Origin of the sequence: Methylobacillus draconifructus, from assembly GCF_045984355.1 — a bacterium.
Taxonomy (GTDB): Bacteria; Pseudomonadota; Gammaproteobacteria; order Burkholderiales; family Methylophilaceae; genus Methylobacillus; species Methylobacillus flagellatus_A.
The window spans coordinates 70,498-83,007 of the sequence record NZ_JBJQII010000005.1; the positions used below are offsets into that span (position 1 = coordinate 70,498).

The following is a 12,510-nucleotide window of genomic DNA, read 5'->3' on the forward strand; positions in this document are numbered from 1 at the left end:
AGGCGCAGCTCCTGGCATGCGTGGGAGATTGAACTGGAAGCCGGCATGGAAAAACCAGATTGCAGCCTGCTTTGCCATGAGTGGCAGGGCGGTTCTGCACAAAATAGGCAAAAGCATCGTCACGTCATGTCGTTGGCATAAGGATTGCATTGCCTCATGCAGAATTTCCCCACTTTTGCGTATGAACAGGCCATGCAGCTCTATATAAAACTCCTGAACAGCTCCCTGCAATCAGCCTCCGAAGCACATGCCGCCCAAGGGGCCTCGCCTGTTGTGCTGGCGTTCCCGTGCGAACACGACCAGGAGCTCTTGAATATCCTCGACAAGGTTTCGCTCGAATATACGGAGCAAGTGCTCGAAGAGGCCTACGTCTGGTACGGGCCGGACGGCAGCCAGGATATCGAGGAGTTGATGACCGGCGTCATGCCGTTCAATACCTTTTATGCCCGCATGCGGCACCCGTGGCTGCTGGAAGACTTGAGCCGGCACGTGGAAATGCACTTTCAGCCCATCGTGGACTTCACCCAGAACGGCAAGATTTTCGGTTACGAGGCCTTGTGCCGCTTGCGTGACCCCGATGGCAGGATGTTGAGCGGCGAGGATGCGTTCCGCCTGGCCAGGCAGGTGAACCGCGCCGTCGAGCTCGACATGGTGTGTCAGGACTTAGCCCTGGCGGGCAAGGCCAAGGCTATTCCCCACGGCACTCCCTTGTTCATCAACGTCTTGCCGCAAACCATCATGCGCGGGGACTGGCTGTCGGTGATGCTGGATGCGCTTGACCGCCACGGCATGGAGCACCGCGACGTGGTGATCGAAATTGTGGAAAGCGAGGAAGTGTCGCCCGAGGTGCTAGCCAAGCACTGCGACGTGATCCGCACCCAGGGGTTGCGCATCGCGCTTGACGATATGGGCTCGGGTTTCAACGGCCTGAGTACCCTGGCGGTCGTCAAGGCGGATTTCATCAAGATCGACAGGGCCATCGTGCACGAGGCGCAAGGCAGCCGCGTGCGCACCGTGCTGCTGGAGGCGATCATCTCCATGGCGCAGCGCCTGGGATGCACGATAGTGGCCGAGGGGCTGGAGCGCGTGGAGGATATTACCTATTGCCAGGATCTCGGCCTGGTGTATGCGCAAGGATTCTATTTTGCCAAGCCCGAAGCAGTGCCGGCCCAAATGGTGACGGCGCTGCCGGCGCGGGATGAGTCTCATCGCTCCTCGATCCCGGATGAATTCCGCATCAACGAATTCGTCAGCCGCGGTATCACCATCGAGGTCAACACTCCCATAGACCAAGCCCGGAAGGTGTTCATTGAAAACCCGGACGTGGCCTGCGCCGTGGTGCTGGACAATTTGCGGCCTATCGGCTTGCTGAAGCGCGGCAAGGTGTTCACCTACCGCAACGATGCCTTGGGCAATTACTGCGACCCATTGCCGCGCATGATTACCTCGCGCATGCCTTCGGCCACGCTGGCGCGCGGCCTGTACCTGGAACGCGGCGAGATCGAGCCCTGGATCATGGTCAGCGACGATGGCGTCTATATCGGCATTGTGCATCCGCTGGAAATCATGTCGCAGATCATCAGCCGCAAGACCAGCTCGGGCAACCTGCATCCCTTGAGCCACCTCACCACAGGGCCGACGCTGCGCCAGTCCCTGGATGTGAGCTTGCGCAACAACCCCACTACGCAGCTGGTCTATATCGATCTCGACCACTTCAAGGCCTACAACGACCGTTACGGCTTCATCCGCGGCGATGCCATGATCCGCCTGTTGTCCGAGATCGTGCGCCAGGAGTTCAACAACCGTGCGGGCGTGCTGGTCGGCCATATCGGCGGCGACGATTTCGTCCTGATCCTGGATCATGAGGACCCGGGGCTGGTCAACTTGCTATTGAAGGTGGTGAGCCACTTCCAGGCACTGGCGGTGCACCTGTACGACAGCAGCGACCTGGAGCGCGGCTTCTTTACTACCGAGGACGGCAAGGACCACCCGGTCGCGAGCGTCTCCATCGCGGTGGTCAACGGCAATCAGGGGCGCATTTCCAATAGCGTGGCAGCAGCCGAGCGCGCCGCCTCGCTCAAGAAAATCGGCAAATCCAATATCGGCAGTATCATTGTCGTGGAGTCGGACCCGCCACGCCTGGTCATTCCCCGCAGCGATGAATACATTAACTGGCAATCGCGCGCGCTCAATGCGCTCAAGCTGCTGCAGACCGTGCCGCGCAATGCGGATGCGCATTGCCTGGATAGCTGCTTCTCCGACTATCCGTTCTTCGAAGTGGTGTTCGAGCTCAACCCGGACGGCAGCCAGCGTTTCGCGAACTGGATCAATCCCAATATGTACGGCAAGATCAAGGCGGGCGGGGCAGGGGCTGACCGCAGCCTGCAGGCTTATTACACCGCGGTGCGCGACTCGCTCAACCCCTATATCTCGAGCATCTACCTATCCACCGCGACCGAGGATTTCTGCCTCACGGTATCCTTGCCCTTATTCGATGCGGATGGCGGCTTGAGCAGCATCCTGGTGGCCGACATCAATATCGCCGCCATGGCAATGCTGAGCAGCCTGCCTGCCGAGCCTGAGGGAACTAGCCTTGCTTCAACTGCGATAGCCTGAGGTAAAGCGCTTCAATGTCGCGGGTAAAGCGCCCGGTATCGAAAAGCGCCGAATGCTCGCGCGTGCTCAGCAACTGGTCCCGGTACTGCTTTAACAGCGCCGGCTCATGGGCAAGTTTCAGCGCCAGCGCTTCATAGGCTGCCAGGTCCGTTGTCACGAGCTCGCCCAGGCCAACAGCCTGCAGCAGGCTGGCAGCCACGCGGCTGGCGAAGGTGCCGCCGCGGCATGTGATCAGCGGGACGCCCATCCACAAGGCGTCGCTTGCCGTGGTATGGGCATTGTAGGGGATAGTATCGAGGAACAGGTCTGCATGGGCATGCCGGGCAAGATGCTGGTCCATCGGCACCCGCGGGGCGAAGACCAGGCGCGAAGCCGCAATGCCATGGCTTTCCGCCGCCTGCTGCAAGTTCCGGCCGGCCTCGGGGTGGCCTTGCAATAGCCAGAGCACGCTGCCGGGAGTCGCTTGCAGCAGCCGCATCCAGCAGGAAAACACCCCGGGCGTGATCTTGAAGCCCTGGTTGAAGCAGCAATACACAAACGCATTTTCAGGAAGGGCGCAGGACTCCCGGCTGGGCGCCGGGGCCACCGGGCGTTTGCGGTCGTTGGGCTGGTAAGCGTGTGGTAGCAATGCCAGCCGCTCCGAATAATGATCTTGCTCGGTTTCAGGCGTAATGACCGCATCGCTGATCAGGTAGTCGACGAACGGCGCGCCCATAGTGCCGGGGAAGCCCAGCCAGGATGCCTGTACCGGCGCAGGGCGGAGCGCCAGTATGCCGCTGCGGCTGGACTGGGTATAGCCGGTGAGGTCGACCAGGATGTCCACCTCGTCGGCATGTATCCTCTCTGCGGCGGCTTGCAACGACAGCGGGCGGATATCGACGAAGTGGTCCACGGCTTGTTGCAGGCGCAATCTTGCAGGGGTGCGGTCATCCACGCCATAGGAATAAGCGCTGACCTTGAAATGTTCCCTGTCGTGCAGTTCCAGCATCTCGGTGACGAGCGAGGCGAGCGGATGCAGCCGGAAATCGCAGGACAGGTAGCCGATATGCAGCTTTCCGCCGGTCCGGGACTTTGCTTGCAGGAAACTTGCTTGTGTTAATGGCGTTGCAGATAACAGCTGTCCGTGCCGGTTGTTCGTCCAGTTCTGCGCGCATTTGAGCTGCTCCGCAGGCGTGGTGCCAGGCATGGAGAGAAAGGCGAACGGCGACACCTGGGCCTCGGGAGTGTCGTTGACCCAGCGCCTGATCTCGGCAATATCGGCATCGAGGTGTTGCCAATCGCAGAGGTGCTGCCGCTGGTGCACCAAATGCACGCGGGCATGGTAGAGCCTGGGATTGATCGCCAGCGCACGCTCGTAGCAGGCGACGGCTTCAGGCAGTTGCTGCAGCTCGCGCAATACGTTGCCCAGGTTGTTGTGCGCATCCGCATCCTCCGGGGAGATTGCCAGCGCGCTGCGGTAGCTTTCCGCTGCCACGGCTGCCTGTCCCTGCTCGCGCAAGGCGTTGCCGAGGTTGTAGTGCCACGCGGCGTTACCCGGCTGCAACGCAACGAGGTCGCGGAAATGCCGTTCGGCCTCGGCGAAATCGCCCGCCTGCTGCGCCTGGTTGCCCAGGGCCTGCAACACATTGCCCAGCCCGGCATGGATGTCTGCATCCTGCGGCGAGCGCTGCCTTGCTTCAATGTACGCAGCCCTTGCAGCGGCAAGGTCGCCTGCCGCATATTGCGCCGCTCCGAGGTTCTGCCAGAGGTCGCCGTCGCCAGGCGCCAATGCCAGGCCCTGGCGGAATTGCTGGATGGCGGCATCAAGCTGGCCGTCGGCGCGCAATGCCAGCCCGAGGTTGTTGTGCTGGTCGGCATTGCCTGGGTTGATGCGGATGGCGTTAGCTATCAATTCGATAGCCTGCTGGTGCCTGCCGGACTGGTGGCAGAGCACGCCGTAATAATGCAAACCGTGGGTATGCCGGGGAGCGGCGGCCAGCAACTGCCGGTAGAATTGTTCCGCCTGTTTCAGTTGCCCCTGGCGGTGCGCATCAAGGGCCGCATGGAATAGCTGGTCTGGATTCATGCCCTGCATTAAACCATATTAAAGACAATCAACGCAGCGGGTGGCATGCCAGGCCGCTCACCAGGCGCTTCAATCCCAGTTTGCGCAACGCGAAGCGATTGGGGTCCAGGGCGGCAAGCAGCTCGCTATCGACCGGGGCGGGTTCGTGATGGATGGCGCAGGCCAGCATTTCCGCCGCGATCGGGGCGGTGGTGAGCCCCCTGGAGCCATGGCCGGTATTGACGTACAGCCCTGGCAGCCAAGGCAGGCTGGAGGCCGGATCGGCAGTGTAACGCGGCGGCTTGGCCTCCAGCAGGGCGGCATCCAGTACCGGACCCACTAGCGGCAGGTAGTCCGGGCTGGTGCAGCGGACGGCGGCACGTCCTGTCGGCGATTGCGGCGTCAGGGCGGCGTATAGCGACGGCGCCATGCGCTTGAGCATGTCCAGGTTCTGCTCGTGCTCTTCATCGCGCACCGAGGTCGCGGTGTCTCCCGGGACAAAAGTCGCTCCCAGGCAATAGCCGTCATCGATCAACGGGCTGATGTAGCCGTCCGTGCACAGCAGGGTATGCAGCACCGGTGCACCAGCGACATGTTTGAGCTGACTGATCTGCCCGCGTACCTGCTCCAGCGGCAAATGGCGGGTCTGGGCAAAGCCGGCAGCTTGCGCGGCATTGCCGACGACGACGATGTCTGCCTCGTCCAATAGCTGTTCACCCGTCCATACCTGCCAGCCGTTGCCGTGCTGCCTTAACTCGGTGGCGCGCGCGGCAAATGTCCGCGTGATGTTGGCGTGCGCGGCCAGCGCTTTGCAATAAGCCCGCGGCCTGACCCAGCCGGCCTCGGGGAAATGCAGGGCGCCATATTGCAAGGCAATGCCCGCAATCCTGCCGGCCTGTTCCCGGTCGACCCAGTGCAGCAGTTCGGGTGAAAGCCCCTGCTCGGCGATGGTCCGGCAGCGCTCCAGCTCGCGTTGGTCAAAGGCCAGTTGCAGCATGCCGCAGCGCGCATGGAAGGCTGCATCCAGCCCAAGCTGCCGGAGCAGGCGCAGGCTATGCAGATAACCTGCAAGCGAAAGGCGGCCCAGCGGCACGTCCTTGCGCGCGAGCTTGGGATAGAGCACGCCCACCGGGTTTCCTGAGGCATGTTGCGCCAGCGCCGGTTCCTGCTCGACCAGGTTGACCTGCCAGCCCCGCGTGGCGAGCGCGTGGCTGCTGGCTGTGCCGGCAATGCCGCCGCCGATGACGACGGCGCGTCCGGCTTGCCTGGCGGGACGTTCGCCCCGCGTGAAGCGGCCGCACAGCATTTCGCGCTTGCGCCCGTGCCCGGCGACCTTGCGCACCTCGAACCCGGCGGCCTGCAGTCCGCGCTTGACGATGCCTGCGCTGGTGAACGTGGCAAAGGTGGTCTGCTTGTGCGAGAAAGCAGCCATGGTGGCGAACAGCTCCTCCTGCCACATTTCCGGATTGCGCGAGGGCGCGAAGCCGTCCAGGAACCAGGCGTCGGCGCGGCTGTTCAATTGCGGCAGCAATGCGAGCACATCGCCAATCAATAGTGTCAGCTGCACCCGTCCCTGGCAAAACACCAGCCTTTGCCAGCCGGGAACGATCTGATGGTATTCGGAGAGGAGGGCCGCGCTGTAATGCCTTAACTCAGGCCATAAGTCCAATGCGCGGGCGAGGTCGGCGTGGCCGAGCGGGAATTTCTCGATGCTGACGAAATGCAGCCTTGCATGGGAAGGGGCTATCCGCTCCCACAATTCCCAGGCGCAGAGGAAATTGAGCCCGGTACCAAAACCGGTCTCGACGATGGTGAATGTGTCCTGCTGCATGGCCTGCCAGCGTTCGGCAAGCTGGTTGTGGCGGAGGAACACATGGCGCGTCTCTTCCAGTCCGCTTTCGCGCGAGAAATACACATCGCCGAAATGCGCAGAATAGGGCTGGCCTTCGTGCCATTCCAGCAATGCCTGATGGGGAGGTTGTGTAGACATGTTCTTTTTTGACCGGCTTGATTATAATATTTCGTTATATTTTAAAGAAAATAATGCAGTCACTCGTCAACCCGCCATTTTCCAAAGAAAGCATATCATCATGAAATCAACCGCCTTGCGCCTGGCTTTATCCCTGGGCCTGCTATTCAGCTTGGCCGCACATGCGGAACCTGCGCGGGTCGCGGCGGCAGCCGACCTCAAGTTCGTCCTCGAGGAACTCACTCAGGCATTCGAGAAACAAGGCGGGGAAAAGCCCGCCGTCACCTACGGCTCCTCTGGCGCCATCACGACGCAAATCAGCAATGGCGCGCCCTTCGAGCTTTTCCTTTCCGCGGATGAGGAATATGTGGCCAAGCTCAATAGCGGCGGCTTCACCCGGGACGAAGGCGTATTGTACGCTACCGGCCACCTGGTCATCGTGACTCTCAAGCAGGCCGCATTGGAAGTCGACCCCGAACTCAAGGGTTTACAGGCGGCCTTGAAGGCTGGCAAACTGCAACGCTTTGCCATTGCCAACCCCGAGCATGCGCCTTACGGCCGCCGTGCGGTCGAGGTGCTGAAGCATGCGGGCATCTGGGAGCAGATCCAGCCCAAGCTGGTGCTGGGGGAGAACGTCGCCCAGGCAGCCCAGTTTGCCACCAGCGGCTCTACGGACGGCGGCATTGTGGCGCTATCGCTCGTGAAATCACCCCAATTGGTCAATACCGTGAAATATGCAGAAATCCCTGAAAGCTGGCACAGCCCGCAACGCCAGCGCATGGTATTGCTCAAGAACTCCGGCAGCAATGCCAAGGCATTCTACGACTTCCTGCAGCAACCTGCGGCACGGCAAGTGTTCGGCCGCTACGGCTTCGTCCTGCCCGGCGAGTAGACGCTGATGGATTGGATCGCCCTCGGGCTGTCGCTCAAGCTGGGCGTCATGACCATTATCGTGCTGGTGCCGCTGGCGTTGCTGGCCGCGCGCTGGCTGGCCTACCGCCAGTTTACGGGAAAGCCGGTGATAGAGGCCTTGCTGGCCGTGCCCTTGGTTCTGCCGCCCACCGTGGTGGGCTATTACCTGCTGGTCGGCCTGGGCAGCCAGTCATGGCTCGGGCAATGGCTGATGCAATGGACCGGCCACCTGCTGGTGTTCCATTTTTCCGGCTTGTTGATTGCCTCCATCATCGTCAATATCCCGTTTGCCGTGCAGCCGATCCAGCGCGGGTTTGAATCCATTCCGCAGGAGGTGCGCGATGCCGCGGCGTGTTGCGGCATGTCCCCGTTGCGTACCTTGCTGACCGTGGAGCTGCCCTTGGCCTGGCCCGGCATCGTCACTGCCATGGTGCTGACGTTTGCGCACACGCTGGGCGAATTCGGCGTCGTCCTCATGGTGGGCGGCAGCTTGCCGGGCGAAACCAAGACCATCGCGATCAGCATCTATGACCGGGTGCAGGCGCTGGATTTCGAAGCGGCGGGCAGCATGTCCTTGATGCTGCTGCTGTTCTCCATCATCGTACTCGCGCTTGCCAACAGCCTTTCCAAGCGCTTTGGCCGTCGCGGAAACTACCATGAAATCTGAACTGCGGCTGGACATCCGGCAACAAAGGCCATTTGCCCTCAATGCGGCACTGCATTGCCAGGCCGGCGAGCTGCTGGCCTTGCTAGGGCCGTCAGGCTGCGGCAAATCGACCTTGTTGCGCATGATCGCAGGCTTGCAGCATGCCGAATCCGGCACCATCAGCCTCAACGGCGACACCTGGTTCAGCGATAGCGTCAAGCTGAAACCCCAGCAACGCCGCATCGGGTATGTCCCGCAGCACTATGGCCTGTTCCCCCACATGACGGCGCTGCAGAATGTCGCGGCAGCCTTGCATGGCTTGCCCAAGCAGGAGCAGTCGGCACGCGCCAGGGAATGGCTGGAGAAAGTGCAGCTGGGCGCATTCGCACAGCGTAAGCCAGCCGAGCTTTCCGGCGGCCAGCAGCAGCGCGTTGCGCTGGCGCGCGCCTTGACAGCCCAGCCCAGCATCCTGTTGCTGGACGAGCCTTTCTCGGCTCTGGACAGCATCACCCGGGATGGCCTGTACCGCGTCCTGGCGATGCTCAAGCCGCAACTCAACATTCCCATGATTCTGGTCACGCACAACCTCAACGAGGCCCAGCTGCTCGCGGACAAGATTGCCGTGATGGGGCAGGGCTGCATCCTGCAAGAGGGAACTCCAGGCGATGTAGTGAGGCAGCCCTTGAACCGTGCTGTGGCCGGATTGATCGGGGTGCGCAACATCTTCTCCGGCACGATAGTACGCACTTCCGGGGCGCGCAGCGTGCTGGCGGTGGGCGACCAGGAGCTGGAGTTGCAACGCATTCTTCCAGCTGGTACAACCCTGCATTGGTGCCTGCCGCAAGAGGCAATACGCCTGGCGGCATCTACAGGCGTGCCAGGCAGCCTTGCCGGCAATATCAGCCACCTGGTCCGCCTGGGCGAGCATTGGCTGGTCAGCGTCAGTTTGCCCGGGACAAGCGATATACTGGAGTTGCAATGTCCGGCCACCATTCCGCTGGCTATCCAGCAACCGGTCCGGCTGGCAGTGCGCACTGAGCAAATCCACATTCTCGAGGCCTAGCTGCGTGAACTCCTTAACAATGCAAGCGTCATGTCCTTCGGCATGGCTGGTAGAACACAGCCATTACATCAAGCCCGGAGGGCGGGTGTTGGACGTGGCCTCCGGCGCCGGACGCAACGCCGTCTGGCTTGCACGGCAGGGCTTCAGGGTAACCGCAGTGGATCGTGATGCGGCGGCTTTGGCTACATTGAAAAGCCAGGCTCCCGACATTGAGGTGCAGGCACGCGACCTCGAGCAAGGCGCTTGGCCTTATGTTGGCGAATACTTCGATGCCATCGTGGTATGCCGCTACCTGCACCGGCCGTTGCTGCCTGTATTGGCGGGCAGCCTGGCGCCTCAAGGGGTGTTGGTCTACGAAACCTTCATGCAGGGACATGAGCAATACGGCCGGCCGAGCAATCCCGATTTTCTTTTGAAAAGCAACGAGCTGGCCGATACATTCAAGCCGCTGCTGAGGATAGCGGCTTACGAGGAAGGGTTATTGCAACCGCTGCCCAACCCTGCGGTATTACAGCGCCTGGTGGCACTCGCACTATAGTTTGCGGCGCTACAGCTTGAAGCGGCCGAACTTGAACGGGATCACCTTGCCGATGACCTTGAAGCGCTTGGCTTCTTCCGCGGTATAGACCTCTGGCGGCAGGTCGCCGTCGTTATCGTTCCTGACCACCACCGTGCCATCCAGGCGCAGCTGTACCCGCTTGATGCGGATGAAATCGTTCTGGCCGATCACGAACACGGCATTGTCGTCGAAAGAGCGGCAGCGTATATCCACCAGCACCTCGTCCCCGTCATGCATGGAAGGCTCGAGGCTGGTGCCCCTGACCGTGAATATCTTCAGGTGCTGGTAGGGCGTATCCAGCTGGCTGCTGGCCGGATTGAAATCGATGCTTTCCACCAAGTACTCTTCAAGCGATTCGTAACGGTAGTTGGGTTTGTCATATCTCGCCACCCTGCTGGAGGAGACGACGTAATCATTCGCCACATGCGCCTTGGCGCCGGAGCCGGTACTGTAGCGGTGGGGTGCCGGGCGGCCATTGGGATATTGCTTATTGATTAATTGCAGCAGTTCCGCCGGAGGATGGTATTTCTTCGTGCGGCCTTTCCTGCCTCTGCTCGCCACTTCGATATAGGGCCATTTTTCCGCATTGACGATGACATCCCAACCTTGGCGGGTTCCTGGCTTGCCGGGCAAGCGCAGCTCAGCCAGCTCTTTACATGAAAAATACAGTGATTCGTTCTCGACTTCAGGGGGAGTAGGGGTTTTCATAAATAAATATTGATTTAATTGTTGACAATTTATAATTTCTTTTTTACTATAAAATCGTTGTCAAAATTGAATTGAAAGCATCTTCATTTTCGTGATAGCCCAAGCAACTGCGCTGTCGTGCCGAGCCAGCAGCAAGGCGGACAGTGTCAATTGATTATCATACTCTTGATGAACCTATATGTAACCCATATATAGGGGCGCATGGATTTGTTTTATTAATTGAGCGATTGCAATTAATCAATACGCCGCCCGCATTTAAAAGCTACCGGCTTCTTCACAGCATCCAGCATATCTTCTCGGCTTCGGCTATTTTTACGCACGTCATCGATAAGGGCTATGTATTCCTCCGCGCGCGCTTGGGCATATCGCTGGAAGAGTCCTTGCAATATGCGGCGCTTTCCTATTCCGTTTCCGTGCATGAAGCATTGAAGCAAGGATGCGATATCCATGGACGCAATTACCTCGCTGCACCTGTCAGGAACGCTGACGGTCATATCGTCGCCGTCACTACCATGCTGCGGGAAGGGGGGTGCAACTGGCGCCCTGAGGAAATTGCCTTCTTCCAGCCTGCATTGGGCTATATCGAGCACCATGTAGCCGAGCATGACGCGGCACCAATTCACGCCTGAACTGTCCAACTTGAGCCATCCATGTTTAATATATGGCTATCTGTATTAATCCACGGTCAGGACGAACATGCCTTTTTTTCAATATCATCGCGCCATCATCATGGCGCCCGTCATGTTGTTGCTATCATCCCAGGCATGGGCTGAAGAGCAATGGCTGGTTGTCGCACAGGGCGAAACAATCAGCATTGGCCAACCTGTGTCATTCCAGGTGGTCAAGCCGCAGAACATCCCTGCATGGCCTGCCAGTATGCGCTTGAAGCTTTCAGGCGCCGGCGTCAGCGATGAAATCGAGCTGACGGCGCAGGACGGCAATAGCAACCAAGTCAGCAAGGTGTATAGCGGCACTCCGCGGCAGGATTTCGTCGGCGTGGTGCGCGCGGCCTTGATCGAGCAATCCTCCAATACCGTGCTGCTGGTCGCCAGCAATGAAAATGTGGCGGCAGCGGTTGAGCCGCAGGTGGCGGCGGAGCCCGTGGCAAGCAGCAATGCGGCGCCGCAGGTCGTCATCGCCGCGCCTGACGACGAACCGGCATTGAGCCCCGAGGAGCCCATCTACTTCTTGTTCGGCAACGGCGATGATCATGGCGCAGATGCGCGCTTCCAGATCAGCTTCAAATACCGGCCGTTCGAGCCCAAGGGCTCCGTGGCGCAATATGCGCCGTTCCTGAGCAACCTCTACTTCAGCTACACGCAGACCACCTTGTGGGACATCGGCGGCGATTCCAGCCCGTTTCGCGATACCAGCTACCGCCCCGGGTTGTTCTACCGCTGGGCGGGCAGCTCTAAAGGATTGTTCCCCGACAGCTGGCGTATCGGCATAGAGCATGAGTCAAACGGGCAGGGCGGGGTGGATTCGCGCTCGCTCAATACCGCCTATGTGCGCCCGAGCTGGCACCTCGATTTTGCCAACGGCCGCCGGTTGACGTTCTCCCCCAAAATCTACGCCTATATCGACAAGGATGAGAATTCCGATATCCAGCATTACCGCGGCTATGCGGACTGGCAATTGCGCTACGGCCGCGAAGACGGCCTGATGGTCACCGGGCTTTACCGGCAGGGCACGAAAGGCTATGCGACGGGCCAGCTGGATATTTCCTATCCCTTGAGCGACCGCATCCTGTCGCGCACCGGTACCTTCGCCCATCTGCAGATTTTCTCCGGGTACGGCGAGACCCTGCTTGATTACGACAAGGACAGGGAAACCCAGATCAGGTTGGGGATTTCCGTGACGCGGTAGGGTGTAAGGCAATAAAAAACCCAGCGGATGCTGGGTTTTTTATGCTGGCGTCCCCACGGGGATTCGAACCCCGGTTACCGCCGTGAAAGGGCGATGTCCTAGGCCTCTAGACGATGGGGACTTCATC

10 protein-coding genes and 1 tRNA gene are annotated in these 12,510 nt (G+C 60.2%); 7 read left to right on the top strand and 4 right to left on the bottom strand.

Features of this window, described 5'->3' with window-relative positions; translation table 11 throughout:
* The first annotated feature begins 192 nt into the window (after positions 1-192).
* On the top strand, positions 193-2,616 hold the full coding sequence (locus tag ACJSDX_RS11500; RefSeq protein WP_407995001.1) for an EAL domain-containing protein: 2,424 nt from the start codon (positions 193-195) through the stop codon (positions 2,614-2,616).
* On the opposite strand, the gene ACJSDX_RS11505 is transcribed toward ACJSDX_RS11500, so the two are convergent.
* Both ACJSDX_RS11505 and mnmC read right to left on the bottom strand, forming a co-directional pair.
* Positions 2,588-4,681 carry an O-linked N-acetylglucosamine transferase, SPINDLY family protein gene (locus ACJSDX_RS11505; protein WP_407994805.1) on the bottom strand — a complete coding sequence of 698 codons (2,094 nt, stop codon included), beginning with the start codon at positions 4,679-4,681 and terminating at the stop codon, positions 2,588-2,590. The two genes, ACJSDX_RS11500 and ACJSDX_RS11505, sit on opposite strands and share 29 nt — an antisense overlap.
* 28 nt (positions 4,682-4,709) lie before the next feature.
* Positions 4,710-6,650 (bottom strand): bifunctional tRNA (5-methylaminomethyl-2-thiouridine)(34)-methyltransferase MnmC2/FAD-dependent 5-carboxymethylaminomethyl-2-thiouridine(34) oxidoreductase MnmC1, encoded by a 1,941-nt coding sequence (mnmC, locus tag ACJSDX_RS11510; RefSeq protein ID WP_407994806.1) that lies wholly within the window; start codon positions 6,648-6,650, stop codon positions 4,710-4,712.
* Positions 6,651-6,750: 100 nt separating this feature from the next.
* Here mnmC and modA point away from each other — a divergent pair, with 100 nt between their 5' ends.
* The 4 genes from modA to ACJSDX_RS11530 are packed head-to-tail and all read left to right on the top strand — an operon-like array spanning position 6,751 to position 9,788.
* Positions 6,751-7,521 carry a molybdate ABC transporter substrate-binding protein gene (gene modA / locus ACJSDX_RS11515; RefSeq protein ID WP_407994807.1) on the top strand — a complete coding sequence of 257 codons (771 nt, stop codon included), beginning with the start codon at positions 6,751-6,753 and terminating at the stop codon, positions 7,519-7,521.
* 6 nt (positions 7,522-7,527) lie between these two features.
* Entirely contained in the window at positions 7,528-8,208 is a 681-nt protein-coding gene (modB, locus tag ACJSDX_RS11520; RefSeq protein ID WP_407994808.1) for a molybdate ABC transporter permease subunit, read from the top strand.
* On the top strand, positions 8,198-9,250 hold the full coding sequence (locus tag ACJSDX_RS11525; protein ID WP_407994809.1) for an ABC transporter ATP-binding protein: 1,053 nt from the start codon (positions 8,198-8,200) through the stop codon (positions 9,248-9,250). The genes modB and ACJSDX_RS11525 overlap by 11 nt, the downstream gene beginning before the upstream one ends.
* A 19-nt stretch (positions 9,251-9,269) precedes the next feature.
* A complete protein-coding gene (locus ACJSDX_RS11530; protein WP_407994810.1) occupies positions 9,270-9,788 on the top strand; it encodes a class I SAM-dependent methyltransferase in 519 nt (172 codons plus the stop codon).
* A gap of 9 nt (positions 9,789-9,797) precedes the next feature.
* On the opposite strand, the gene ACJSDX_RS11535 is transcribed toward ACJSDX_RS11530, so the two are convergent.
* Complete coding sequence (locus ACJSDX_RS11535; RefSeq protein ID WP_407994811.1) at positions 9,798-10,517, bottom strand: S24 family peptidase; 720 nt, start codon at positions 10,515-10,517, stop codon at positions 9,798-9,800.
* A gap of 227 nt (positions 10,518-10,744) precedes the next feature.
* Here ACJSDX_RS11535 and ACJSDX_RS11540 point away from each other — a divergent pair, with 227 nt between their 5' ends.
* Together ACJSDX_RS11540 and ACJSDX_RS11545 are read left to right on the top strand one after the other, a co-directional pair.
* Complete coding sequence (locus ACJSDX_RS11540; protein ID WP_407994812.1) at positions 10,745-11,146, top strand: hypothetical protein; 402 nt, start codon at positions 10,745-10,747, stop codon at positions 11,144-11,146.
* Between the two features lie 67 nt (positions 11,147-11,213).
* A complete protein-coding gene (locus ACJSDX_RS11545; RefSeq protein ID WP_407994813.1) occupies positions 11,214-12,383 on the top strand; it encodes a phospholipase A in 1,170 nt (389 codons plus the stop codon).
* A gap of 45 nt (positions 12,384-12,428) precedes the next feature.
* On the opposite strand, the gene ACJSDX_RS11550 is transcribed toward ACJSDX_RS11545, so the two are convergent.
* Positions 12,429-12,504, bottom strand: a tRNA-Glu gene (locus tag ACJSDX_RS11550).
* Positions 12,505-12,510: the final 6 nt, after the last annotated feature.